Annotated in this window: 23 protein-coding genes, 1 other RNA gene and 3 pseudogenes; 24 read left to right on the forward strand and 3 right to left on the reverse strand. The window is 40.9% G+C overall.

The features are described 5' to 3' along the window. Nucleotides 1–43: 43 nt before the first annotated feature. The 6 genes from ODU45_RS06565 (at nucleotide 44) to tnpA (ending at nucleotide 4,859) form a co-directional block, all read left to right on the forward strand. Complete coding sequence (locus tag ODU45_RS06565; RefSeq protein WP_105141725.1) at nucleotides 44–583, forward strand: DUF1273 domain-containing protein; 540 nt, start codon at nucleotides 44–46, stop codon at nucleotides 581–583. Nucleotides 584–653: 70 nt separating this feature from the next. Then, on the forward strand, nucleotides 654–989 hold the full coding sequence (gpsB, locus tag ODU45_RS06570) for a cell division regulator GpsB (protein ID WP_004194167.1): 336 nt from the start codon (nucleotides 654–656) through the stop codon (nucleotides 987–989). Between the two features lie 138 nt (nucleotides 990–1,127). Then, nucleotides 1,128–1,492, forward strand: an RNA gene (rnpB, locus tag ODU45_RS06575) — RNase P RNA component class B. Nucleotides 1,493–1,545: 53 nt separating this feature from the next. Then, complete coding sequence (locus tag ODU45_RS06580; RefSeq protein WP_277697220.1) at nucleotides 1,546–2,712, forward strand: class I SAM-dependent RNA methyltransferase; 1,167 nt, start codon at nucleotides 1,546–1,548, stop codon at nucleotides 2,710–2,712. A gap of 9 nt (nucleotides 2,713–2,721) precedes the next feature. Then, on the forward strand, nucleotides 2,722–4,176 hold the full coding sequence (locus tag ODU45_RS06585) for a cell division site-positioning protein MapZ family protein (RefSeq protein WP_398581002.1): 1,455 nt from the start codon (nucleotides 2,722–2,724) through the stop codon (nucleotides 4,174–4,176). Nucleotides 4,177–4,385: 209 nt separating this feature from the next. Then, nucleotides 4,386–4,859 (forward strand): IS200/IS605 family transposase, encoded by a 474-nt coding sequence (gene tnpA / locus ODU45_RS06590; protein ID WP_398581003.1) that lies wholly within the window; start codon nucleotides 4,386–4,388, stop codon nucleotides 4,857–4,859. 220 nt (nucleotides 4,860–5,079) lie between these two features. Here the strand turns inward: tnpA and ODU45_RS06595 are convergent, their stop codons facing one another. Beyond that, nucleotides 5,080–5,562 carry an S-ribosylhomocysteine lyase gene (locus tag ODU45_RS06595; protein WP_105148059.1) on the reverse strand — a complete coding sequence of 161 codons (483 nt, stop codon included), beginning with the start codon at nucleotides 5,560–5,562 and terminating at the stop codon, nucleotides 5,080–5,082. Nucleotides 5,563–5,691: 129 nt separating this feature from the next. Here ODU45_RS06595 and ODU45_RS06600 point away from each other — a divergent pair, with 129 nt between their 5' ends. The 14 genes and pseudogenes from ODU45_RS06600 to ODU45_RS06665 all read left to right on the forward strand — a co-directional run bounded on the left by ODU45_RS06600 (nucleotide 5,692) and on the right by ODU45_RS06665 (nucleotide 20,696). Then, nucleotides 5,692–7,305: a ribonuclease Y gene (locus ODU45_RS06600; RefSeq protein ID WP_024384085.1), complete on the forward strand. Its 1,614-nt coding sequence runs from the start codon at nucleotides 5,692–5,694 to the stop codon at nucleotides 7,303–7,305. A gap of 147 nt (nucleotides 7,306–7,452) precedes the next feature. Next, nucleotides 7,453–8,079: a guanylate kinase gene (gmk, locus tag ODU45_RS06605; RefSeq protein WP_024384084.1), complete on the forward strand. Its 627-nt coding sequence runs from the start codon at nucleotides 7,453–7,455 to the stop codon at nucleotides 8,077–8,079. Between the two features lie 23 nt (nucleotides 8,080–8,102). Then, entirely contained in the window at nucleotides 8,103–8,417 is a 315-nt protein-coding gene (rpoZ, locus tag ODU45_RS06610) for a DNA-directed RNA polymerase subunit omega (protein ID WP_105257322.1), read from the forward strand. Between the two features lie 188 nt (nucleotides 8,418–8,605). Then, nucleotides 8,606–10,996 (forward strand): primosomal protein N', encoded by a 2,391-nt coding sequence (locus tag ODU45_RS06615; RefSeq protein ID WP_398581004.1) that lies wholly within the window; start codon nucleotides 8,606–8,608, stop codon nucleotides 10,994–10,996. Nucleotides 10,997–11,127: 131 nt separating this feature from the next. Further along, nucleotides 11,128–12,066, forward strand: a complete 939-nt coding sequence (gene fmt, locus ODU45_RS06620; protein WP_205026551.1) for a methionyl-tRNA formyltransferase — start codon at nucleotides 11,128–11,130, stop codon at nucleotides 12,064–12,066. Then, nucleotides 12,053–13,366 carry a 16S rRNA (cytosine(967)-C(5))-methyltransferase RsmB gene (gene rsmB / locus ODU45_RS06625; RefSeq protein ID WP_398581005.1) on the forward strand — a complete coding sequence of 438 codons (1,314 nt, stop codon included), beginning with the start codon at nucleotides 12,053–12,055 and terminating at the stop codon, nucleotides 13,364–13,366. Before fmt ends, rsmB begins: the two co-directional genes overlap by 14 nt. 37 nt (nucleotides 13,367–13,403) lie before the next feature. Further along, complete coding sequence (locus ODU45_RS06630) at nucleotides 13,404–14,141, forward strand: Stp1/IreP family PP2C-type Ser/Thr phosphatase (protein ID WP_004194145.1); 738 nt, start codon at nucleotides 13,404–13,406, stop codon at nucleotides 14,139–14,141. After that, nucleotides 14,141–15,697 (forward strand): annotated as a pseudogene (gene pknB / locus ODU45_RS06635) (Stk1 family PASTA domain-containing Ser/Thr kinase); the annotation flags it as partial. The gene ODU45_RS06630 and the pseudogene pknB, both read left to right, overlap by 1 nt. Beyond that, nucleotides 15,671–16,135: pseudogene (locus ODU45_RS06640) on the forward strand (PASTA domain-containing protein); the annotation flags it as partial. The pseudogenes pknB and ODU45_RS06640, both read left to right, overlap by 27 nt. Before the next feature lie 416 nt (nucleotides 16,136–16,551). Beyond that, entirely contained in the window at nucleotides 16,552–17,247 is a 696-nt protein-coding gene (gene liaF, locus ODU45_RS06645) for a cell wall-active antibiotics response protein LiaF (protein ID WP_024384079.1), read from the forward strand. Beyond that, nucleotides 17,244–18,260, forward strand: a complete 1,017-nt coding sequence (locus ODU45_RS06650; RefSeq protein ID WP_398581006.1) for a sensor histidine kinase — start codon at nucleotides 17,244–17,246, stop codon at nucleotides 18,258–18,260. Before liaF ends, ODU45_RS06650 begins: the two co-directional genes overlap by 4 nt. Then, entirely contained in the window at nucleotides 18,232–18,873 is a 642-nt protein-coding gene (locus ODU45_RS06655) for a response regulator transcription factor (RefSeq protein WP_002937025.1), read from the forward strand. Before ODU45_RS06650 ends, ODU45_RS06655 begins: the two co-directional genes overlap by 29 nt. A gap of 49 nt (nucleotides 18,874–18,922) precedes the next feature. Next, complete coding sequence (locus ODU45_RS06660) at nucleotides 18,923–20,323, forward strand: bifunctional Cof-type HAD-IIB family hydrolase/peptidylprolyl isomerase (RefSeq protein WP_044759386.1); 1,401 nt, start codon at nucleotides 18,923–18,925, stop codon at nucleotides 20,321–20,323. Between the two features lies 1 nt (nucleotide 20,324). Further along, on the forward strand, nucleotides 20,325–20,696 hold the full coding sequence (locus tag ODU45_RS06665; RefSeq protein ID WP_002937017.1) for a S1 RNA-binding domain-containing protein: 372 nt from the start codon (nucleotides 20,325–20,327) through the stop codon (nucleotides 20,694–20,696). 25 nt (nucleotides 20,697–20,721) lie between these two features. On the opposite strand, the gene cysK is transcribed toward ODU45_RS06665, so the two are convergent. Together cysK and ODU45_RS06675 are read right to left on the reverse strand one after the other, a co-directional pair. Further along, a complete protein-coding gene (gene cysK / locus ODU45_RS06670; RefSeq protein WP_002937015.1) occupies nucleotides 20,722–21,648 on the reverse strand; it encodes a cysteine synthase A in 927 nt (308 codons plus the stop codon). Nucleotides 21,649–21,737: 89 nt separating this feature from the next. Beyond that, a complete protein-coding gene (locus tag ODU45_RS06675) occupies nucleotides 21,738–22,370 on the reverse strand; it encodes a YigZ family protein (protein WP_161950536.1) in 633 nt (210 codons plus the stop codon). Nucleotides 22,371–22,426: 56 nt separating this feature from the next. Between ODU45_RS06675 and ODU45_RS06680 the strand changes: the two genes are divergently transcribed. From ODU45_RS06680 to ODU45_RS06695, 4 genes and pseudogenes are all read left to right on the forward strand, one after another. Further along, entirely contained in the window at nucleotides 22,427–23,719 is a 1,293-nt protein-coding gene (locus tag ODU45_RS06680) for a DEAD/DEAH box helicase (RefSeq protein ID WP_105152846.1), read from the forward strand. Further along, on the forward strand, nucleotides 23,712–24,377 hold the full coding sequence (locus ODU45_RS06685; RefSeq protein WP_105212078.1) for a ComF family protein: 666 nt from the start codon (nucleotides 23,712–23,714) through the stop codon (nucleotides 24,375–24,377). Before ODU45_RS06680 ends, ODU45_RS06685 begins: the two co-directional genes overlap by 8 nt. A gap of 76 nt (nucleotides 24,378–24,453) precedes the next feature. Further along, nucleotides 24,454–24,996, forward strand: coding sequence for a ribosome hibernation-promoting factor, HPF/YfiA family (gene hpf / locus ODU45_RS06690; protein ID WP_014637536.1), 543 nt, complete (start codon nucleotides 24,454–24,456; stop codon nucleotides 24,994–24,996). Nucleotides 24,997–25,052: 56 nt separating this feature from the next. Next, nucleotides 25,053–25,261: pseudogene (locus ODU45_RS06695) on the forward strand (hypothetical protein); the annotation flags it as partial.

Raw genomic sequence — 25,261 nt, forward strand, 5'->3', positions numbered from 1 at the left:
ATATCAGCATATTATACCATAATTAGCGAAAAGAGTACAAGAAATGGATACTAAGAGCCTTTTGATAACAGGTTATAGACATACAGACCTGGGAATTTTTTCAGAAAAAGATCCTCGACTGCACATTATTAGATCTGCAATTCGTAGGAATTTTATTCGTTTTTTAGAAGAGGGTGTTAGTTGGTTTATACTGACAGGTCAATTGGGCTTTGAATACTGGGCCTTAGAAGTCTTAGAAGATTTACGAGCCGAGGGGTATCAACTGAGTATTGCAACAATATTTCCATTTGAAAATCATGGCGAACAGTGGAATGAGGCTAACCAAGCAAAGTTAGCACGGTTTAAGCAGGTTGATTTTGTAAAGTATGCCTATCCACGCTATGAAAACCCAGGGCAATTTAGAGATTATAACCAGTTTCTACTGGATAATACGACAGGTTGTTATTTGTTTTACGATTCTGAAAATGAAACCAATTTGAAATATTTATATCACATGGTCTTAAAGAAAGAAGGATATAATAGAAAAACGCTTACCTTTGAAGAATTGAATGAGGAGGCTGAAAATTTTTCAAATTCTGAGTGATTTGACTTGATTTTTCCCTATTTTTTTTAATATAATAGGAGTAGTGACGTTTTAGATTAGGGAGAGAGAGATGGCAAGTATTAAATTTACGACAAAAGATATTTTCGAGCAAGATTTTAAAATTGGTTTTCGTGGCTATGATCAAGATGAAGTGAACGATTTTCTTGATGATATTATGAAAGACTACGATGCTTATGAAGCGATTATCAAGGAATTAAAAGGCGAAATTGCTCGATTGAAAGCGCAGGCAGCAAATTCTCCCAAAACAACTCTTCCTACTGAAGAATCAAACGACGTATTGCGTACAGAACGTCCATCTTCAGCGACAAACTTTGATATTCTCCGCCGTCTGAATCGTCTGGAGAAAGAAGTATTTGGAAAACAAATCGTTCAGGATCAAGAATAGAAAATTGTACACCTAAACTGACACTTTATTCGCAGTTATTTTCTTGTGCACAAATATATTATGTATTTGTGTCAGAGATATTCCTTGATTTAAAGTGGCTTGCTTTGTAGATACAACTTCTAAGATAATTAAGGTGCAATTTTTGGATAATCGCGTGGTAGTTTTCTACCATGAGGAAAGTCCATGCTAGCACTGGCTGAGATGCCAGTAGTGTTTGTGCTAGGCGAATCAATAAGCCTAGGGACGCCCTTGGGCGTTACGGCGGTTAAAATGGCTAAGTCTTTTGATATGCCAGAGTAGATCTGAAAGTGCCACAGTGACGAAGTTTTTATGGAAACGTAAAAAATGGAACGCGGTAAACCCCTCAAGCTAGCAACCCAAACTTTGGTCGGGGCATGGGATGGATGGAAATGAACAGAAATCCTGACTGTTTAGACAGTAGACAGATGGTTATCGAAGGTGGTAGAACCTAGTACCACCGGAACAAAACATGGCTTACAGAAAATTGCATAAAATAGGTAGCTAGCTCTGCTAGCTTTTATTGTAGAGGAAAAAAATGAAAAAACAATTTGAGTTGATTGCAACGGCAGCAGCAGGTCTGGAAGCGGTTGTGGGTCGAGAAATTCGTAATCTTGGCTATGAATGTCAAGTGGAAAATGGCCGTGTTCGATTCCAAGGAGATGTAAAATCCATTATCGAAACCAATATCTGGTTGCGTTCAGCAGATAGAATTAAAATCATTGTTGGACAATTTCCAGCAAAGACTTTTGAAGAGTTGTTCCAAGGAGTTTTTAACTTGGACTGGGAAAATTACTTGCCTCTAGGCTGCAAGTTCCCTATTTCCAAGGCCAAATGTGTCAAATCGAAATTGCATAATGAACCAAGTGTGCAGGCTATTTCTAAGAAAGCAGTTGTTAAGAAACTGCAGAAACACTTCTCTCGTCCCGAAGGGGTTCCCTTGCAAGAGGTGGGGGCAGAGTTTAAAATTGAAGTGTCGATTTTGAAAGATGTGGCGACAGTCATGATTGATACGACAGGTTCTAGTTTGTTCAAACGTGGTTATCGGGTGGAAAAAGGTGGCGCCCCAATCAAAGAAAATATGGCAGCTGCTATTTTGCAATTATCGAATTGGTATCCAGATAAACCGCTTATTGACCCTACTTGCGGATCGGGAACTTTCTGTATTGAGGCAGCTATGTTGGCCAAAAATATAGCCCCGGGTTTGAAGAGAAGTTTTGCATTTGAGGAATGGCCGTGGGTTGAGGATCAATTGGTGGCTGCATTACGCAAAGAAGCACAAGCTTCTATCAAGGCAGATTTGGTATTAGATATTGCTGGATCAGATATTGATGCTCGTATGATTGAAATTGCGAAGAAGAATGCATTTGCGGCAGGAGTTGAGCAGGATATTGTTTTCAAGCAAATGCGCGTGCAAGACTTGCGTACAGATAAAATTAATGGTGTCATTATTTCTAATCCACCTTACGGAGAACGTTTGTTGGATGATGAAGCCATTGTTACTCTGTATCGAGAAATGGGGGAGACTTTTGAACCACTCAAAACATGGTCTAAGTTTATTCTAACTAGTGATGAGTTGTTTGAAACCCGTTTTGGACAGCAAGCGGATAAGAAACGCAAACTGTATAATGGTACCCTAAAAGTGGATCTTTATCAATTTTTTGGTCAACGAGTGAAACGTCAAGTGCAAGAAGTGCAAGGATAGGAGGACATCGTGGGAGAAAAAAATAGTCATCATCTTCCTTTGGATGAGGAGAAAGTTTTAGATTTTGAAGTGGCGAAAGATTTAACAATCGAAGAAGCAGTCAAAAAACATAAGGAAATTGAAGCGGGTGTGACAGAAGATGATGGTCTCTTGGATCGTTATATCAAGCAACATCGCGCAGAAATTGAATCTCAAAAATTTGAAACCAAAATCAATCATCTTCCTTTAGTTGAGGTGGCTGATGAGGAAAAAAATCAAGGACATGAAAGCGCGGAAGAGGTAGAAGCAAATGAGTCTTCTCTTACGGAAGTTAGTGAGGAGATTGCTCCTGTTGTAGAAGAACTTTCGGTAACTCCGATGGAAACCTTGGAAGAAACAGTGATTGCAAGTACTGTAGCAATGGAGGGGTTATCTTCAGTGGCAGATGATTCTAGTTTAGAATTGGAAGAAGATGAAGCCGAAGAATTGGACCATAGTGAGGGCGCAGATAGGGACCAGAAAAAGAAATTTTACTTCTGGTCAGCAGTAGGGCTTTCAATGATTGGTGTAATGGCAACGGCGCTGGTTTGGATGAATTCGGTTAACAAATCGAATACTGCGACTTCTTCAAGTTCAACAAGTACAAGCCAGACGTCATCGACAGCATCAAGTTCGACAGATGCGAATGTGACCGCTTTTGAACAGCTCTATAATAGTTTCTTTACGGATAGTAGTTTGACCAAGCTAAAAAATTCAGAATTTGGTAAATTAGCAGAACTGAAAGTGCTGTTGGAAAAATTGGATAAGAATTCGGACAGTTATACCAAAGCTAAAGAACAGTATGATCATCTTGAAAAAGCCATTGCAGCCATTCAGGCCATTAATGGTCAGTTTGATAAAGAAGTCGTTGTTAATGGTGAAATTGATACAACGGCGACGGTTAAATCAGGAGAATCTCTTTCTGCGATAACGACAGGGATTAGTGCGGTTGACAGTCTATTAGCATCAGTCGTGAATTTTGGTCGTTCGCAACAGGAAGTCGCTTCGGCTACGGTAGCAAGTGAGGCTGCAGTCACAAGCAACCAAGGTGCTGATGAAAATGTATCTACTGGTGTACCAGCGACAACAGAAGTCGCTTCAACAACGGTTTCAGGCTCAACAACCGACTTTGGTATTGCCGTGCCAGCTGGTGTCGTCTTGCAACGTGACCGCAGTCGTGTTCCTTATAATCAAGCAATGATTGATGATGTAAACAATGAAGCATGGAATTTCAATCCAGGTATTCTTGAAAATATTGTGACGATCTCGCAACAGCGTGGGTATATAACAGGCAATCAATATATCTTGGAAAAAGTCAATATTATCAACGGCAATGGCTACTACAATATGTTTAAACCAGATGGGACCTACTTGTTCTCTATAAATTGTAAGACAGGTTACTTTGTCGGTAATGGTGCTGGTCATTCTGATGCCTTGGATTATTAAACAAAAAAGCGGTTTACCCGCTTCGGATTGAAGAAAAAGTCCATTTTGGACAATTTTCTTCAATCTTTTTTATGGCTTCGAGCCAGTTTTTCTCGTAGAGAAAAACAAGAAAACCACCAGCTATGCTGGTGGCTGACAAGGCTTTGAGCTTCCATTTCTTTTTCCTGATATAATCTAATTGTTCAGGTTAGATAAAGGAGGAAAAAGAAATGGCTAAAACCAGTTACAGTTTATCACATACCAAATGGATGTGCAAATATCACATAGTTTTCACGCCTAAGTACCGTAGAAAATCCATTTACTACAAAATTAGACAGGACTTAATTGATATTTTCCGTCATCTATGTCAATACAAAGGCGTGGAAATCATTGAGGGACACATGATGCCAGACCATGTTCATATGCTTGTCTTGATACCTCCGAAACTTTTGATTTCCGATTTTATGGGATATTTGAAAAGCAAAAGTGTTCTAATGATATTTGATAAACATGCCAATTTAAAATATAAGTATGGAAATCGAAAGTTTTGGGCTAGAGGCTACTATGTTAGTACCGTTGGACTGAACGAAAAGACAGTTGCGAAATACATTCGCGAGCAGGAGAAAAATGACATTGCACTTGATAAATTGAGCGTCAAAGAGTATGAAGATCCATTTTCAGATGGCAGTTTTAGAACGAGATAAAAGCCCGTTGTTACGGGCATTAGTCAAGTAATTATAGCACTAACCTGAACGAAGTTCAGCGAACGTCTTTAGACGTCGCTGGAGAGAAACGGCTTATAGCCGGTGTACAAGCCACCCGTTTTCACGGGTGGTTATGACTTGCTATCTTTCACAAACTTCTTCAATTTTTTATATTTTTAGGAGTTTGTCTACGTTCGGAGCGGTTTATCCGCTTTTTTTGTTAGATTGGTTTTCTTTCAAAGGCATCGGTAGAGATTCCTTGAGAAAGGATTAGTTTGGCCCATTCTTTAGCTGAATGAAGGCTGTGGTCTTTGTAGTTACCGCATGATTCAATGGTTGTCCCAGGAACATCCTCCCAAGTGATACCTTCTGCAATTTCTTCCAAAGTCGACTTGATGACTTGAGCAATCTTTTCAGAGTCTTGTTTTCCCCACATAATCATGTGGAAACCTGTCCGACACCCGAAAGGAGAACAGTCGATTAGCCCATCGATGCGCTGGCGAATTAGTTTAGCTAATAGATGCTCGATGGTATGTAGACCAGCTGTATCCATTGCATTTTCGTTGGGTTGGATAAGGCGAATATCAAAGTTTGTAATAATGTCTCCTTTGGGTCCGACTTCTTCAGAAATTAAGCGGATGTAAGGTGCTTTTACAATAGTGTGGTCTAGCTCGAAGCTTTCGACAGTGACTTCTTTTTTCATGGTTTCCTCCAAATAAGTGATGAATTTATTATACCATATTTGACAATTTGGAATTGTGAAATCGTTTCAAATATGATAAAATAGATACAGATTTTGTGAAAATCGAATTATAAAAAAAGAGGTAGAAATATGGATATCATTACAGTAGTAGTGACACTTGTTTCTGCTCTCATTGGTTTAGTATTAGGTTACTTTGCCATTTCTTTGAAGATGAAATCTGCAAAAGAAACTGCAGAATTGACACTTTTAAACGCAGAACAAGAAGCTAGTAATGTTCGTGGTCGAGCAGAAGAGCAAGCTGAGGTTATTCTAAAAACAGCTGAGCGCGATCGCCAGACCTTGAAAAAAGAATTACTCTTGGAAGCTAAGGAAGAAGCTCGTAAGTACCGAGAAGAAATTGCAGAAGAATTTAAGTCAGAACGTCAAGAGTTGAAGCAAATCGAATCACGCTTGACAGAGCGGGCGACTAGCTTGGACCGCAAAGACGATAATTTGACCAACAAGGAAAAGACTTTGGAACAAAAGGAACAAAGTCTGACCGATAAAGCTAAGCACATTGATGAGCGTGAACAAGAAGTTGTAAAACTCGAAGAACAAAAAGCTTTGGAGTTAGAACGAGTGGCGGCCCTCAGTCAAGAAGAGGCGAAGGAAATCATCCTTACCGATACACGTGATAAACTGACGCATGAAATTGCGACTCGTATCAAGGAAGCAGAGCGTGAAGTAAAAGAACGTTCTGACAAGATGGCTAAAGACCTGTTGGCACAAGCCATGCAACGCATATCAGGTGAATATGTGGCTGAGCAGACGATTACATCGGTTCATTTACCGGATGATGCGATGAAGGGACGGATTATTGGACGTGAGGGTCGAAATATTCGTACCTTTGAAAGTCTCACAGGTATCGATGTTATCATTGATGATACACCAGAAGTGGTTGTTCTATCAGGTTTTGATCCGATTCGCCGTGAGATTGCCCGTATGACCATGGAGACCTTGCTTCAAGATGGTCGTATTCATCCAGCTCGTATTGAGGAGTTGGTTGAGAAACACCGTGTAGAGATGGATAACCGTATTCGTGAGTATGGGGAAGCTGCTGCTTATGAAGTTGGGGCACCAAACCTTCATCCAGACTTGATTAAAATCATGGGACGTTTGCATTTCCGTACCTCTTATGGACAAAATGTTCTTCGCCACTCAATCGAAGTTGCTAAATTAGCAGGTGTACTTGCTGCTGAATTGGGCGAGAATGTGAATTTGGCCCGTCGAGCTGGTTTCCTACATGACGTTGGTAAAGCTATTGACCGTGAGGTGGATGGAAGCCACGTTGAAATCGGTACAGAATTGGCTAAGAAATATAAAGAGAATCCAATTGTTATCAATGCGATTGCTAGTCACCATGGCGATGTAGAAGCGACAAGTACTATTGCAGTTATTGTGGCTGCGGCAGATGCTCTGAGCGCTGCTCGTCCAGGTTCGCGTCGTGAATCTATGGAAGCCTACATTAAACGTCTGCAAGACTTGGAAGAAATCGCCAACAGTTTTGAAGGGATTAAACAATCCTATGCTATTCAGGCTGGTCGTGAAATTCGGATTATCGTTCATCCTAACAAGGTCACTGATGATCAGATTACCATCTTGGCCCATGATGTTCGTGAGAAAATTGAAAATAATCTGGATTATCCAGGAAATATCAAAATCACAGTTATCCGTGAAACAAGAGCAACAGATGTTGCTAAGTAAATGTAGAAGAGTCCGAAGGGCTCTTTTTCTACTGGCTCAAAGTTCGCTTAGGGTTGGGAATAGAAAATATTCTAATCGTATTTAAAAGCAGTTGAAATTCATGCTAAATTTTGTTACACTAGAATGAAAGATTTAAAAGGAGATATCATGAAAGAGCGAGGCTTACTCATTGTCTTTTCTGGCCCATCTGGTGTTGGAAAAGGAACAGTTCGAAAGGAAATTTTTGAAAGCTCTGATAATAAATTTGAATATTCTGTATCCATGACGACACGTCCACAGAGACCGGGAGAAGTTGATGGAGTTGACTATTTCTTCCGTAGTCGTGAGGAATTTGAAGATTTGATTCGCCAGGGTCAAATGTTGGAATATGCAGAGTACGTTGGAAATTACTATGGAACACCTCTGACCTATGTCAATGAAACTCTTGATAAGGGAATTGATGTCTTTTTAGAAATTGAAGTACAGGGTGCCCTCCAAGTGAAGAAAAAGGTTCCAGATGGGGTGTTCATTTTCTTGACACCACCTGACTTGGAGGAGTTGCAAGATCGCTTGATTGGTCGCGGAACGGATAGTGAGGAAATTATTGCTCAACGTATCGAACGTGCCAAGGAAGAGATCGCCTTGATGCGTGAGTATGATTATGCAGTTGTGAACGATGAAGTCCCGTTGGCTGCTGAGCGTGTCAAGCGTATTATCGAAGCAGAACATTTCCGTGTAGACCGAGTGATTGGTCGCTACGATGAAATGATTCGTGAACAGATAGCAGAACGATAAAAGAAAGAAGAGAGAATCGCATTATGATGTTGAAGCCGTCAATTGATACCTTGTTGGATAAGGTACCATCTAAGTATTCTTTGGTTATTCTTGAGGCTAAGCGTGCCCATGAATTGGAAGCAGGTGCCAAACCAACTCAAGAATTTACCTCAGTTAAATCTACCCTTCGTGCTTTGGAAGAGATTGAATCTGGTAATGTTGTCATTCACCCAGACCCAGAAGCAAAACGTGAGGCGGTCCGTCGTCGTGCTGAAGAAGCAAAACGAATTGCTGAAGAAGAAGAGCGTAAAATCAAAGCTCAAATTGCTAAAGAAAAAGAAGAAGGCGAAAAGATTTAGAAACAAGACTCGGTTGGGATTGCCATCCGGGTTTCTTTTCACTTTCGGAATGATGAAAGTTTTGACAGAAAGGAGCTAGGTCATTTAGTTTATCTTTTAATATTTGCTCCAATAGTTGGAGTTTATACATAAAGTGAACCTTGTTCGCATCAGTCGTGGTATTAGAAGGTGAAATAAATGGAGATGGTATGTTAGCACAGATTATTGTAGACGTCCCTTTGATGCAGACAGATCAAGCTTATTCCTATCGCGTTCCAGCTGAGTTGGAAGAAGGGCTCAAGGTTGGCGTGCGTGTCCATGTACCCTTTGGTAAGGGAAATCGGCTGATTCAAGGGATTGTGGTTGACTTGATTGATGAAGATGATGAAAATAACTTACAAGACTTGAAAGAGCTTGCCGAGGTTTTGGATTATAGTCCTGTTCTCAATCAAGAGCAATTTTGGTTGGCGGACCAGATGAGGAAGTCTGTCTTCTCCTATAAAATTACCCTCTTAAAATCCATGTTGCCCAGCTTGCTCAATTCGACCTATGACAAATTGCTCCGTCCGGGTCTTGGTTTGGAAATGGCAGAGCAGATCAGTCTGTTTGGTGATAAGGAGCAGATTCGTTTTTCTGACTTGGACGTGACAGAGCAAGGGAAAATCATGCGTCTGGCCCAGTCAGGGAAAGTCTTGGTAGACTATGTGGCCAAGGATAAGAAGCAAATCAAGACGGAAAAATGGTACCGAGTTTGTCTGGAGAAATTACGAGAAGCAGACATTAGCAATCGGGCTAAAAAACGGCAGCAGTTAAGGGAATTTCTTCTGGAACATTCTGAAGACCAGCTCCTTTCAAACTTAAAATCGGACTATTCCGCTGATACGCTCCGCTATTTCCAAGAAAACGGCTATATAGAAGTCTGGGAAGAGGAAGTGTCGCGGACTCAGGGTGTTTTTGATAAGGTGGAAAAAACACAGGCCTTGGATTTGAATCCAGAGCAGGCGATTGCGGTTCGTGAGATTGTGGCCTCTATCGGTCAGGAAAGTCAGACATTTCTACTGCAAGGAGTGACTGGCTCTGGGAAGACGGAGGTTTATCTCCAGGTTATTGATAGGGTTTTAAAAATGGGGAAAACAGCTATTATGTTAGTACCTGAAATATCCTTGACCCCACAGATGACCAATCGTTTTATTTCTCGTTTTGGTCAGCAGGTTGCTATTTTGCATTCGGGCTTGTCTGACGGAGAGAAGTATGACGAGTGGCGGAAGATTGAGGCGGGAAATGCCCAGGTGGTTGTCGGGGCTCGATCAGCTATCTTCGCTCCTTTGACAAATTTGGGTGTTATCATCATTGATGAGGAGCATGAGGCGACCTACAAGCAGGACAGCAATCCACGCTATCATGCGCGTGATGTGGCGAAGTTGCGGGCTGATTATAATCGAGCAACCCTGGTCTTGGGGTCTGCTACGCCGAGTCTTGAAACACGGGCTCGGGCTAGTCGAGGAGTCTATGGAAGACTGACTCTTAACCAGAGGGCCAATCCCTTGGCTCGTATTCCAGAAGTGGAAGTTGTGGATTTCCGTGATTATATCGGTCAGCAGGAGGCTAGTAATTTTACCCCTGTCTTGATTGAAAAGATTAGAGAAAAGCTGGCTCGTAAGGAACAGGTCGTTCTTATGTTGAATCGGCGTGGTTATTCTTCTTTTGTCATGTGTCGTGATTGTGGGAGTGTTGACCAGTGTCCCAACTGTGATATTTCCCTGACGCTCCACATGGACACAAAAACGATGAATTGCCACTACTGTGGTTTTCAAAAGGGGATTCCTCAGACCTGTCCAAACTGTCAAAGTCGTTCTATTCGTTATTATGGGACGGGTACGCAAAAGGCCTACGATGAATTGCAGGAGCTCTTGCCAGAAGCTAGAATTTTGCGTATGGATGTGGATACTACCAAGAAAAAAGGTGCTCATGAGGACTTGCTCGAACGGTTTGGTCGAGGCGAAGCGGATATTCTTCTGGGAACCCAGATGATTGCCAAGGGCTTGGATTTTCCAAATGTGACGCTGGTTGGGGTGCTCAATGCTGATACGGCCCTCAATTTGCCTGATTTTCGGTCTTCTGAGCGGACCTTCCAGTTGCTAACTCAGGTAGCTGGTCGGGCTGGTCGAGCTGATAAGGAAGGGGAGGTCCTGATTCAGACCTACAACCCCAATCATTATGCTATTGCTTTTGCCAAAGAGCAGGATTATGAAGGTTTCTATCGTTATGAGATGGGTATTCGGAAAAATCTTGGTTATCCGCCTTACTATTTTACGGTTGGTCTAACCTTTTCGCACAAGTCGGAAGAATTTGTCGTGAAAAAAGCCTATGAAACTGTAGCCTTTCTCCGTCAACACTTAACAGATGCAATTCAAATCTTGGGACCGACGCCCAAGCCCATTGCCAGAACCCATAATCTCTACCACTACCAGATTATCTTGAAATACCGGCATGAAGACCGTTTGGAAGAGGTCTTGAACCAGATTTTGGATTGGACACAGGAGAGAGAAAATCAAGATTTGCGGCTGATTATTGACAATGAACCGCAGAATATGATGTGAGGTCACTATTGACCTTGCATTTTTTTGTTTTAAGAACCTTTGATTAAGGAAAAAATAAGCAAAAATGATATAATTAGGGGATAGTATAATTGATATGAATCAGAAAATGAAAAGGAGATGAGAACACGAATATGACAAAGTTGATTTTTATGGGAACGCCAGCGTTTTCAGCGACGGTCTTAAGAGGGCTCTTAGCTGATGGAAATTATAACATACTAGCAGTTGTAACCCAGCCAGACCGAGCTGTTGGACGAAAAAAAGTCATCCAAATGACACCTGTGAAAGAAGTAGCCTTGGAATACAATTTACCAGTCTTTCAACCAGAGAAGCTATCTGGAAGCCAAGAAATGGATGAGCTGATGAATTTAGGAGCAGATGGGATTGTGACGGCAGCTTTTGGGCAATTCCTACCAACCAAATTATTGAACTCAGTTGACTTTGCAGTCAATGTTCATGCTTCTCTTCTTCCTAAATACCGTGGCGGTGCTCCTATCCATTACGCTTTGATTAACGGTGATGAACGTGCCGGCGTAACCATCATGGAAATGGTCAAGGAAATGGATGCCGGTGATATGATTTCCAGCGATAGCATTGCTATTGAAGAAAGCGACAATGTCGGCACCTTGTTTGAAAAGTTGGCTGTTGTTGGTCGGGATTTATTATTACAAACCTTACCAGCCTATATTGCTGGTGACTTGAAACCAGTCGCTCAAAATCCAGAACAGGTAACCTTCTCACCAAATATCCAGCCAGAAGAAGAGGTACTGGATTGGAATAAGACAGCTCGTCAACTATTTAATCACATTCGCGGTATGTACCCGTGGCCCGTTGCCCACACCTATTGGCAAGGGGAACGTTTTAAAATTCAAGAAGCTGTAGAAGCAGAAGGTGAAGGACCAGTTGGTCGGGTTATTGCTCGAAGCAAGAAAGAATTGATCATTGCGACAGGTCAGGGAGCCCTTTCTCTGAAAACTGTCCAGCCAGCTGGTAAGCCAAAAATGACCACTGCAGACTTTTTAAATGGTGCAGGTCGAGATATTGCAGTAGGAGATCAATTTGGTGGTCAATAAGCATGAAACAGCAAGAAGTCTAGCCTTATCTATATTGGAACAAGTCTTTGATCAAGGTGCTTATTCGAACATCGCTCTCAATAAGGCCCTAGAATCTTCTCGTTTATCAGCACAGGACAAGGGCTTGGCGACTGAGTTGGTTTATGGGACGGTTTCTCGTAAAATTACCCTAGAGTGGTATTTGGCACATTTTATCGAAGATAGAGAAAAGTTGGACACTTGGGTCTACTATCTCCTCATGTTGAGCCTCTACCAGTTGGTATATTTGGACAAATTGCCCCCCCACGCAGTTGTCAATGAGGCAGTTAATATTGCCAAGCGAAAGCCTGGAACTGACAAATTTGTCAATGCTATTTTGCGTAAGCTTAGTCAGGATTCGTTGCCGAAACCAGCAGATATTAAAAGAAAGAACAAACGTCTATCCGTTCAGTATTCTGTGCCAGTTTGGTTGGTCCAAGCCCTGATTGCAGAATATGGCGATGAACGTGCAGAGAAGATTTTCCAAAGCTTACATGATCGGAATAAGGCCAGCGTACGCGTGACGGATAGTCAACAAGTGGAGCGATTGGCAGAGGAGCTAGGCGCCCAACACTCGCAGTTATCACCAGTTGGATTGGTTAAATCTCATGGACACTTTGCGGGGACAGATTATTTCAAGGAAGGGCTTATCACTATTCAAGACGAAACCAGTCAATTGGTAGCTCCGACTTTGGATATTCAAGGAGGTGAAATCATCTTGGATGCCTGTGCAGCTCCGGGTGGAAAGACCTGTCATATGGCAAGCTATCTTACGGATGGAAAAGTTTATGCGTTGGATTTATATGATCATAAACTAAACCTGATTGAAGAAAACGCACTTCGTTTAGGTCTAGAAGATAAGATTGAGACCAAACGTCTGGATGCCAGTCGTGTTCATGAAACATTTGGCCCTGATACCTTTGATAAGATATTGGTAGACGCTCCTTGTTCAGGTATTGGACTCATCCGCCGTAAGCCAGATATTCGTTATAACAAGGCATCGATGGACTTTGATTCTCTAAAGACTATCCAGTTGCAGATACTGGACAGTGTTTGCCAAAGCTTGAAAATTGGTGGTATAATAACCTATAGCACATGTACGATTATTGCTAAGGAAAACCAAGAGGTTATTCAAGAATTTCTGCAAAACCATCCCAATTTTGAGCAGGTGACACTAGAACACCCTCAAACAGATATTATGGTGGATGGCTGCTTGTTGATAACCCCTGAACAGTATAAGACAGATGGATTTTTCATCGGTCAACTTAGACGAAAATCCTAGAATAAGAGGAGGAAGTTGCTTAGCAACGATAAAAATTATGGAAATTGCATTACTTACTGATGTAGGACAGAAACGTTCGAACAACCAAGACTATATCAATCGCTACAAAAACCGTGCAGGGATTGATTTGGTCGTGTTAGCTGATGGAATGGGTGGTCACCGTGCCGGCCATATTGCTAGTGAAATGGCAGCAACAGATTTGGGAGCTGCTTGGGTTGATACTCAATTAGTGACCTTAAATGATGTCCGTGAATGGATGGTTGCAATCATTGATGCTGAAAACCAAAAGATTCATGAACTTGGACAGACAGAAGAATACAAGGGGATGGGAACAACGCTTGAAGCAGTTGTTGTCATCGATAATCAAATGATTTATGCCCATGTCGGAGATTCACGAGTTGGATTGATTAGAGATGGCGAATATACACGTCTAACCAACGACCATTCGCTGGTAGGTGCCCTTGTTCGAGCTGGTCAGCTCACAGAAGAAGAAGCACAGCGTCATCCTCAAAAAAATATTGTAACGCAGTCCATCGGACAAGCCGAGCCAATTGAACCAGACATTGCTTTGAAAACCCTTGAGGTTGGAGATTACGTCCTTATTAACAGCGATGGCTTAACCAATATGGTACCAACCGAGGACATTCGTGATATTGTATTGAGTGATGTTTCAATTGAAAGCAAGGTAGAAACACTTGTACGTTTTGCCAATAATGCAGGCGGTCTAGATAATATTACAGTAGGTTTGCTTCACATTACGGAGGAGGCTAGGTAATGATTCAAATCGGTAAGATCTTTGCCGGTCGGTATCGAATCGTTCGGCAAATTGGTCGAGGCGGTATGGCAGATGTTTACCTAGCAAGAGATTTGATTTTAGATGGAGAAGAGGTTGCCGTTAAAGTTCTTCGGACCAACTATCAGACAGATCAAATTGCTATCCAGCGTTTTCAACGTGAAGCGCGTGCCATGGCAGAACTTGACCATCCCAATATCGTTCGTATTTCGGACATCGGCGAAGAAGATGGTCAACAGTATCTGGCTATGGAATATGTCAATGGCCTCGATTTAAAACGTTATATAAAAGAAAATGCACCACTCTCCAACGATGTTGCGGTGCGAATTATGGGACAGATTCTCCTTGCTATGCGAATGGCGCACACGAGAGGAATTGTCCATCGAGATTTGAAACCTCAGAACGTCCTTTTGACTTCCAATGGAGTCGCTAAAGTAACAGACTTTGGTATTGCAGTTGCCTTTGCTGAAACGAGTTTGACACAAACCAACTCCATGTTGGGTTCTGTTCACTATCTTTCACCTGAGCAGGCGCGTGGTTCGAAAGCGACCATTCAAAGTGACATTTATGCGATGGGAATCATCCTTTTTGAAATGTTGACGGGTCGCATTCCCTATGATGGAGATAGTGCTGTGACAATTGCTCTTCAGCATTTCCAAAAACCTCTCCCATCTGTTAGAGAAGAGAATGCCAACGTACCTCAGGCCTTAGAAAATGTTGTACTAAAAGCAACGGCTAAAAAATTAAACGAGCGCTATAAGTCGGTTGCAGAAATGTACGCAGATTTAGCTTCGGCTCTATCCATGGATCGTCGGAATGAACCCAGGGTTGAACTAGAAGGGAACAAGGTTGATACAAAAACCTTGCCAAAACTCTCCCAGGCCAATGTTGAAACGAAAGTACCGCATACAAACAGTTCTGCCCAAGTTTCTGCGACGGATAAGGGGCCTGGTAAGAAAGAAGTGGCGAAGTCGGGAAATAAGCCTGTTTCAAAACCAAGGCCAGGTATGCGTACACGCTACAAAGTCTTGATAGGGGCTATTTTGTTAACAGTCATAGCGGTTGGACTCATGTTTTTCAACACTCCACGAACAGTTACAGTCCCTGATGTGTCTGGTCAAACCGTTGAAAAAGCTACAGAAATGATTGAAGTGGCAGGATTGGAAGTTGGAAACATCACAGAAGAAGCGACAGCGACTGTAGATGAAGGCTTGGTAATACGGACCTCTCCGGCTGCAAAGACGACCAGACGTCAAGGAAGTAAGATTGATATTGTAGTAGCAACGGCTGCGATGGTATCTATTCCAGATGTGACAGATAAGGATTCTGATACTGCACGGCAGGAATTGGAGGCTCTTGGTTTCCAAGTGACAATAAAAGAAGAATATAGCGAAAAAGTTGCCCAAGGACTCGTCATCAAAACAAATCCAGAAGCAAATAGTTCTGCTGAGAAGGGGGCAAAAATTACCCTTTACGTTTCCAAAGGAGTGGCACCACAAGTTGTTCCAAACGTTGTTGGAAAAAGTCAGGAGAATGCTACTCAAGTTCTTCAGACAGCAGGATTCAGTGTTGGAACTATTACTCAGGAATATAGCTCATCTGTTACTGCGGGTCAGGTTATCAGTACAGATCCCGTTGCCAATACAGAATTGGCAAAAGGTTCTATCATCAATCTAGTTATTTCAAAAGGAAAAGAGTTGATTATGCCTGATTTAACATCTCGCAATTACACCTATTCACAGGCGCGTAGTCAATTACAAGCCTTGGGTGTCAATGCGGAAAATATTGAAAAACAAGAAGATAGAAGTTATTATTCAACGACAAGTGATATTGTCATTGGACAATATCCTGCTGCTGGAGCAACAATTGATGGAACAGTTACCTTGTATGTCTCCGTTGCATCAACCAGAACCAGTAGCGATTCTTCAACAGGAAGTTCCACAAGCACAAGTACTTCAACAGATAGCGGACAATAAAGATGAATAAGGTTGGGTAGATGCCCAATGTCATTAAGTTAACTAACCTATCATATTTTGTGGTAGGTTAGTTTTTTATGTTACACTAAAAATAAAAGGGGAAAAGTCATGCTAGATCAGATTAAAGCTCATTTATACTCTTCGAAAATCAAAATTATCCGTTGTCAACTTGACTTGATGAACTCCAGTTCTATCTTCGACTTCGTTTCCTAGGCTACTTTTGATTTTCATTGAGTATTACTTGATGGTATAGTTATTTAGTTTTATAGCCCTTTAGTTTCTCTTTGATTACTTCATCAACTTGCTTTGAATTAAAAGTAAACTAAAACTATATATCAGTCAGTCCTATATTTCCTACTTTGGATGGAGTTCTTTTACTTATTTTTTGTTACAATAGTATAGAAAGGATGGAGAAGATGCGGAAAGTTCAATTTTTTCTACTAATAGAAAGTATGATTTTTACGATGGCAGCCTTTGATGTGGTAGCCAATGAGGCCAGTCGGACCCTGCTACTTTTCTCTGCCTTATTACTCATCATTTGGTACTTCCTAGGAAGAAAAGTCAACAGTGTTTTACTGGTCAGCTCCTTATCTCTATTATTTTTGGTCTTTGTTTTAAATCCCTTCTTCATTATTGGGATTATGCTACTAGTCGTCTACATGCTGATTAATTTCTTTTCACGTTATGAAAAGAGAAACCAATATACCCACATTGTTTTTAGTGACTATTCTCTACAGGTTCAAAAAGAGAAAAATAGATGGTTTGGCAACCACGATCACTCTCAAGATAGGTTTGGTTTTGAAGATATTAACATTGTACGCTTGTTTGGCAATGATGTAGTTGATTTGGATAAGACTGTATTAGTTGGCAGAGATAATATTGTTGTAATTCGTAAAACGTTTGGACGGACAAAAATTATTGTTCCAATTGATGTTGAGGTTGCACTGTCAGCAACTAGTATCTATGGACGAGTAAGTTTCCTGGGTGAATCATACTGGGATTTGCGGAATGAAAGTATAGCGGTCAATAGTCCCGATTATCAAGAATCACACAAACGTGTAAAAGTCGTTACCAACAATATACTGGGAGATGTGGAGGTGGTTCGCGTATGAGAAAACGTACCTACCTACTCCTCGCCTGGTTTGCCTGTCTTATTGTTTTTGTGGTGATTGCTTCCACCCTCCCACTTTTAAATTATTCATTGCTAGATGTTACGCTCTGGATTTCAACGGAGCAGCTTGTGTTTACTCTCATTCTACTAGTTATTGTTTTGACTCTTTTTCTAGCTGTAATGGTACAAACTGTCAGCCTAGCCTCCACTCAGGTTATGCGGACGAAGTTACAAGCTATCTTGAAGAATAAAAGTATTCGAACAGACACCGAAAGTGATCAACTCTTGCTCCAGTTGTCTGATAAGGTCAGAAACCTCACGCGTCAGGTGCAGCTGGTTGACAATCAAGATTTAGTCAAGAAAGAAGAGATTGTTGAGGGAGAACGGAAACGGATTGCCAGGGATTTGCATGATACGGTTAGTCAAGAGTTATTTGCGACGAGCATGATTTTGTCAGGATTATCGTCCAATCTATCCACTCTTCCGCAGGAAACCTTGCAGGAACAGCTGGTGCTCGTGAAAGACATGATTGAGTCTGCCCAAAGAGACCTACGCATCCTATTATTACATCTACGCCCAAGTGAACTTGAAAGTAAAACCTTGGTTGAAGGATTTGAGCTGATTTTGCGTGAAGTTAGCGACAAAAGTAATATTATCGTTCATTTCCAACATGAAGTAGAGGAACTACCGAAACTAATTGAAGAACATCTCTTCCGCATTGCGCAAGAAATTATCAGTAATACCTTGCGACATGCCAAAGCCAAGCATTTGGATGTTTACCTCTTGCAGAAGGAAACAGAACTTCAGTTGAAAATGACAGACGATGGTATCGGCTTCCAACAAGGTGCAGATGATGAATTAAGTTACGGTCTTCAAAACATACGTGAGCGAGTTAAAGACATGGCTGGAACGATAAAAATTCGCACAGCCCCAAATAAGGGAGTGGCGATTGATATTCGTATCCCACTATTGAAAGGAAAAGAAGATGAATACGATTCGAGTGATGCTGGTTGACGACCATGAGATGGTTCGGCTAGGATTGAAAAGTTACTTAAATTTACAGCCAGATGTTGAAGTAGTTGCAGAAGCTAGTGATGGCGAGGAAGGTTTGGCTAAAGCATTAGAGGTTAAACCCGATGTTGTAGTGATGGACTTGGTTATGCCCAAGATGACTGGCGTAGAAGCAACCCTGGCCTTGCTGAAGGAGTGGCCGCAAGCGCAGATTGTCATCCTGACCTCCTACCTAGATAATGAAAAAATCTATCCTGTGCTGGAAGCAGGAGCTCGTGGCTATATGTTGAAAACGTCAAGTGCTGACGAAATCTTAGCAGCCATCCGCAAGGTAGCTCTTGGAGAATATGCTATTGAGACAGAAGTAGAGAAAAAAGTAGAGCACCATAAACGCCACCCAGATTTACATGATGACTTGACAGCCCGTGAACGCGAAATCTTGACGCTGTTAGCCAAGGGATATGATAATCAACGAATTGCAGATGAGTCCTTCATATCCTTAAAAACTGTAAAAACCCATGTTTCCAATATCTTATCCAAACTAGCTGTGAGCGACCGTACTCAAGCAGTTGTTTATGCTTTCCAGCATGGTTTGGTGGCGCAAGAGGACCAATAGTGGTATAATGAAAATTAGTTAATTTTCAACCAAAGGATAGTGGAATTATATGGATGCAAAACTCAGATATAAGGCAAAAAAAATAAAAATAGTCTTTTTTGACATTGACGACACGCTACGTGTGAAGAATACAGGCTACATTCCTGAATCAATTCAGCAGGTTTTCAAATCACTGAAAGAAAAGGGAATTTTGACAGGAATTGCGTCAGGACGAACGCCATATGGTTTGGTGCCAGAAATCAAGGCCTTAAAGCCAGATTTTTTCGCTATGATTAACGGCTCCTATGTAGAAGATGCCAAAGGTCAGGTAGTGTACCATCAGCCAATGCCCCAAAATTTAGTAGAATCTGTATTAAATTGGGCTAAAGAAATTGGAATCGAATATGGTATGCTTGGTAGTCAAAAAGGGACACTTTCTGCACGAACTGACCGCATTAGTCAAGTAATTGACTTGATTTATGAAGGTTTGGAAACAAACCCAACTTTTTATAAAGAAAATGACATCTATCAATTGTTAACTTTTGAGAAAGATGGTCACGAAGTAGAACTTCCAGAAGAGTTGCAAGCGGAATTGCGTAGTGTTCGTTGGGATGCTATTTCATCGGACATTGTGCTAAAAGGCTCTTCCAAAGCAACTGGTGTTGCTAAGGTTGTTGAAAAACTAGGCCTGAAACCTGAAAATGTCCTAGTATTCGGAGATGGACTCAACGATATTGAGTTATTCGATTATGCAGGAATTAGTATCGCTATGGGGCATTCGCATCCAGAACTGCAAAAGCATGCAGATTATATCACAAAAAAAGTAGAAGAAGATGGCATTTTTGATGCCTTGGAGAAATTAGGTATGGTAGAAAAAGAAAAATATTTCCCGCAATTAGATTTGGAAAATGTTACAGGGCCAGTTGCGCATATCAAGACTAACCACGGTAAGTTAACAGTAAAACTCTTCCCTGAAATTGCACCCAAAACTGTAGCAAATTTCGTAGCTCTTTCTAAAGATGGCTATTATGACGGAATTATCTTCCATCGTATTATCAAAGACTTTATGATTCAAGGTGGCGATCCAACCGGAACAGGTATGGGTGGTGAATCTATTTATGGTACTGCGTTTGAAGATGAATTTTCAATGGAAGCTTTTAATTTCAGAGGAGCCTTGTCAATGGCCAATGCAGGACCAAATACAAATGGAAGCCAATTCTTTATCGTTCAAAACCAAAATTTCCCATACAATGCGAAAGAATTAGAACGAGGCGGTTGGCCTAAAGAAGTTGCAGAAGCCTATGTCAAAAATGGCGGGACACCACATCTAGACCAACGCCACACAGTGTTTGGTCATCTAGTTGATGAAGAATCCTTCGTCGTCTTGGATGCTATCGCAGCGGTTGCAACAGATTCAGCAGATCGTCCACATGAAGATGTTGTAATTGAGACCATCGAAATAGAGGATTAAGATGAAAATCGGAGATAAACTCAAGGGGACGGTAACGGGCATTCAGCCGTATGGAGCCTTTGTACAATTAGAGAATGGGACGACGGGCCTAATCCATATCTCGGAAATCAAAACAGGTTTTGTTGATAATATTTATGATCATTTAAAATTGGGGCAAGAGGTTTTGGTACAGGTAGTTGACTTTGATGAATATACTGAAAAGGCTAGTTTATCAATCCGGACCTTAGAAGAAGAACAACAAAAAATTCCGCGTCATCATCGTTTTACAAATGAACGGAATAAAATTGGTTTTTCCCCTTTAGCAAAACAACTTCCGAAATGGATTGAGGAAGCTAAAGGCTATCTCAAAGAACACAAAGAAAAGAAGGTATAGGATGCATTCCTAACCTTCTTTCTTTTTAATCATTAAACTCGTAAAGAGCTGTTGACAAGTAACGTTCTCCGTTATCAGGCAAGATTGCCAACACTTTTTTTCCAGTTCCCAACTCCTTAGCGACTTCGATCGCAGCGTGAATTGCTGCACCTGAAGAAATACCAACTAAGAATCCTTCTTTTCCACCGATAGCACGACCTGTAGCTAAGGCATCATCGGATTTGACACGAATAATGCCATCATAGGCGCTAGTGTCCAAAGTATCTGGAATAAAACCTGCCGAAATACCTTGGATCTTGTGCGGACCAGGTGCTTCACCAGATAAGACAGCTGATTCATCAGCTTCGACAGCATAGATAGCGATATCTGGATTTGCTGTCTTCAAAACATGCGAAACACCTGAAACGGTACCACCAGTACCAACGCCAGATACAAAGGCATCTAAACCAGTTGTTCCAAAGTCTTCCAAAATTTCCTGTCCTGTTGTATCTTCGTGAACTTTTGGATTGGATGGATTAGCAAACTGGAAAGGAACCCAGCCATTTTTTTCTTCAGCAATCTCTTTTGCTTTGGCGATAGCCCCCTTCATCCCTTCGCTACCAGGAGTCAAGACGAGTTCAGCTCCATAAGCTTGGATAATCTTACGACGCTCAACACTCATGGTTTCAGGCATGACGATAATCACCTTATAACCTTTTGCTGCTCCAACCCAAGCAAGACCGATACCAGTGTTACCACTTGTTGGCTCAACAATAGTATCTCCAGGTTTGATGGTACCAGCCTTTTCAGCATCTTCAATCATAGCCAAGGCGATCCGGTCTTTTACAGAAGAACCTGGGTTAAAGGCCTCTAATTTCACATAGACTTCCGCCGCCCCCTCTGGAACGATATTATTGAGTTTAATAACAGGTGTTTTTCCAACTAATTGAGTAATGTTTTGATAAATAGCCATATGGCACCTCCAAATAATGTTATTATACATTATATAGTAGAAAGTCAAAAAAGGATAATATAAAAAAACTATCTCGCCGATAGCTTTTTTTAATAGACAGGTACCTCAACGATTCGAGAGTTAGCTTTTTCCGCGAATACTTTTCCGTGGTAAAAGTCAGTAAGACTTGCTAATGTTTGTTCAAGGAATTCTTTATCTACAAAAATCATGGTTGAAACTTCAGTAGTAAACTGGGTATCAAATTCTTCCAGACCTTGCTCAGCTCGCCAATTGGCAAACTCTTGGTATTGGGCGTAGGACATACTAATGGAAATACCTTCCTGCTCCTTGACTTCCACAACACCGATCTCCTTGACTGCATTAGCCACGGCTCCAGCGTAAGAACGAATAAGTCCGCCTGCCCCTAGTTTGATACCTCCAAAATAGCGGGTAACTACCGTTGCGACATTGGTCAGTTCGTGATTTTCTAAAACCGTCAGCATTGGCACACCAGCAGTGCCAGACGGCTCCCCATCATCTGAGGAACGCTTGATTTCCATATTTTCTCCAAGGACAAAAGCAGAGCAGTTATGAGTAGCCTTGTAATGTTCTTTCTTGATCTTGTTGATAAAGTCGCGAGCTTCCTCCTCGCTGGTCACTCGTTTCATAAAGCAGATAAATCGTGACTTTTTAATTTCTTCCTCAACAATACCATCTTCTCTAATTGTTTTAAATTCTTTCATAACCAAATTGTACTAATTTTTTTAAAAACTGACAAGAAATTCCGAATAAATAAGCGATGAAAGAATTAGAAAATTATTATGGAAGATTATTTACCAAATACCAATTGACAGCAAAAGAAAGAGAAATAGCAGAAAAAGTGCCAAGTATTACAAAAAAGAATAACTGCTTTCGCTGTGGAACAACTTTTAAAGAAGAAAACAAATTGCCAAACGATGCTTATTACTGTCGAGCCTGCTTGCTTTTAGGCAGAGTACGGTCAGACGAAAAACTCTATCATTTTCCTCAGAAAGATTTTCCAATCACTAAGTGTTTAAAGTGGAAAGGTCAACTAACTGATTGGCAACAAAGAATTTCAGATGGACTAGTTGCAAACGTGGAAAATAATCGTGCGACATTGGTTCATGCAGTAACAGGAGCAGGTAAGACAGAAATGATTTACCACACCGTTGCCTCAGTGATTGATAAAGGCGGAGCGGTTTGCCTAGCTAGTCCTCGAATCGATGTTTGTATCGAACTCTATAAACGTCTGCAAAATGATTTTTCAGTTCCAATTAGTTTACTACATGGAGAGTCTGAACCTTATTTCCGAACTCCATTAGTTGTAGCAACCACACATCAGTTATTAAAATTTTATCAGGCCTTTGATTTGGTTTTGATCGATGAAGTAGACGCCTTTCCCTATGCAGATAATCCCATGCTCTATCGAGCAGCAGACAATGCGGTCAAGGAAGCCGGTGTTCAAGTTTTTCTGACGGCGACTTCAACAGATGAATTGGATAAAAAAGTCAGAACGGGCAAATTAAGCCGTCTTAGTTTGCCAAGGCGCTTTCATGGCAATCCGCTTGTTGTCCCGCAAAAAGTCTGGTTTAGTAAATTCGATGATACCCTAAAGAAAAATAGACTAGTTCCAAAGTTGAAAAAAGCGATTGAAGAACAGAGAAAGTCGGGCTTTCCCTTACTCATTTTTGTCCCAGAAATCTCCAAAGGTCAAGAATTTACCAAGATAATGAAAAAAACATTCCCAGAAGAAACAATTGGCTTTGTATCCAGTCAAACAGAAAATCGCCTTGAAATAGTTGAAGGGTTTCGCAAGAGAGAAATCACAGTATTAATCTCGACTACTATTCTTGAACGTGGGGTGACCTTCCCATGTGTAGATGTCTTTGTTGTTCAAGCCAATCATTACCTCTACACAGCGTCAAGTCTTGTTCAGATTGCAGGCCGGGTCGGCAGAAGTATGGAACGTCCGACTGGGTTACTCCAGTTTTATCATGAGGGAAGTACAGGAGCTATTGAAAAGGCAATTGCTGAAATTAAACAGATGAACAAGGAGGCTGGATATGTCTAATTGTCTATTGTGTGATCAAGCTATGAAAAATAAAACAAGATTTTCAGATCTCATCTTCTTTAGTAAAGAAAAATCGGGCACCTGTGAAGAATGTTTTTCGACTTTTGAGGAAATAGCAGAGCAACACTGTCCACATTGTTATAAAAATGGGGAATCGGAAAGTTGCAAGGATTGTCAGTACTGGCAGAATCAAGGGAAACTAGTTGTCCATACAGCTTTGTACCAATATAATCAAGCGATGGCACATTATTTTAGTCGCTACAAATTTCAAGGAGACTATGTTTTAAGAAATATTTTTGCTAAAAAGCTTAGAATAGCGTTAAGCCAATTTCCTGACTACACAATTGTTCCCATACCAATTAGTCAAAAACGACTATCAGAACGTGGGTTTAATCAAGTGGAAGGACTTTTGGATGCTACAAATATTCCCTATCAGTCCCTTCTTGGAAAGTATGAAAGCCAAAAACAATCGTCTAAAAATCGAGCAGAGAGACTAGAAGCAAAACAGATGTTCTATCTATTAGATGAAAAAGAAGTGCCAGAAAAAATATTATTATTCGACGATATATACACAACAGGAGCCACAATCCAACTTGCTGTAGAACTTTTCATGAAAATTGGTAGGAAAGAAATCAAAACATTTTCACTAACACGATAAGAAAACGGTTGCAATATTCCTATAATGTGGTATAATAATAGTGAAGAAAGGCGAAAGCCAAGAAAGAGGTACTAATATGATTAAATTCAGTATTCGTGGAGAAAACCTTGAAGTTACAGATGCACTTCGCACCTATGTAGAAGAGAAAGTGGCTAAGATTGAGAAATATTTCAATGAAGAACAAGAGTTGAATGCTAAAGTAAATCTAAAAGTTTACCGTGACAAGCGCGCAAAAGTAGAAGTAACAATTCCAGTTGGAGCAGTTACACTTCGCGCAGAAGATATTTCACAAGAAATGTATGGCTCTATCGATCTTGTAGTAGATAAGATTGAACGCCAAATTCGTCGTAACAAAACAAAGATTGAACGAAAACATCGTCAAAAAGTGGCAACTGGTCAAGTCTTTACAGATGAACTTGTTGAGCAAACAGGTGAGGAAGTAAAAGTGGTTCGTACTAAGCAAGTAGACTTGAAACCAATGGATATGGAAGAAGCAGTCCTCCAATTGGAGTTGCTCGGACATGATTTCTTTATCTATACAGATGCCAATGACGGTACAACAAATGTATTGTATAGACGTGAAGATGGAGATTTGGGTCTTCTAGAGGTACGTCAATAAAGATAATAAAACAGTTGCAGTTTTTGCAGCTGTTTTTATCATTTTCAAAAAACCGGTTGACAATTACCAAACTAGATGATAGAATAAATGAGTTGTCTCTTGAGGGGCTAGTCAGTAGCGGAATGAAAAAAAGTTTCGAAAAAGTGTTGACAAGTCCATCAGAAGATGATAGAATAATTGAGTTGTCTCTTGAGGAACTAGTCAACAGCGAAACGAAAAAAAGTTTCAAAAAAGTGTTGACAAAGTTTCTAAGAAATGATAAACT

This window comes from Streptococcus sp. 2022WUSS135 (genome assembly GCF_044427045.1).
GTDB lineage: Bacteria > Bacillota > Bacilli > Lactobacillales > Streptococcaceae > Streptococcus > Streptococcus hashimotonensis.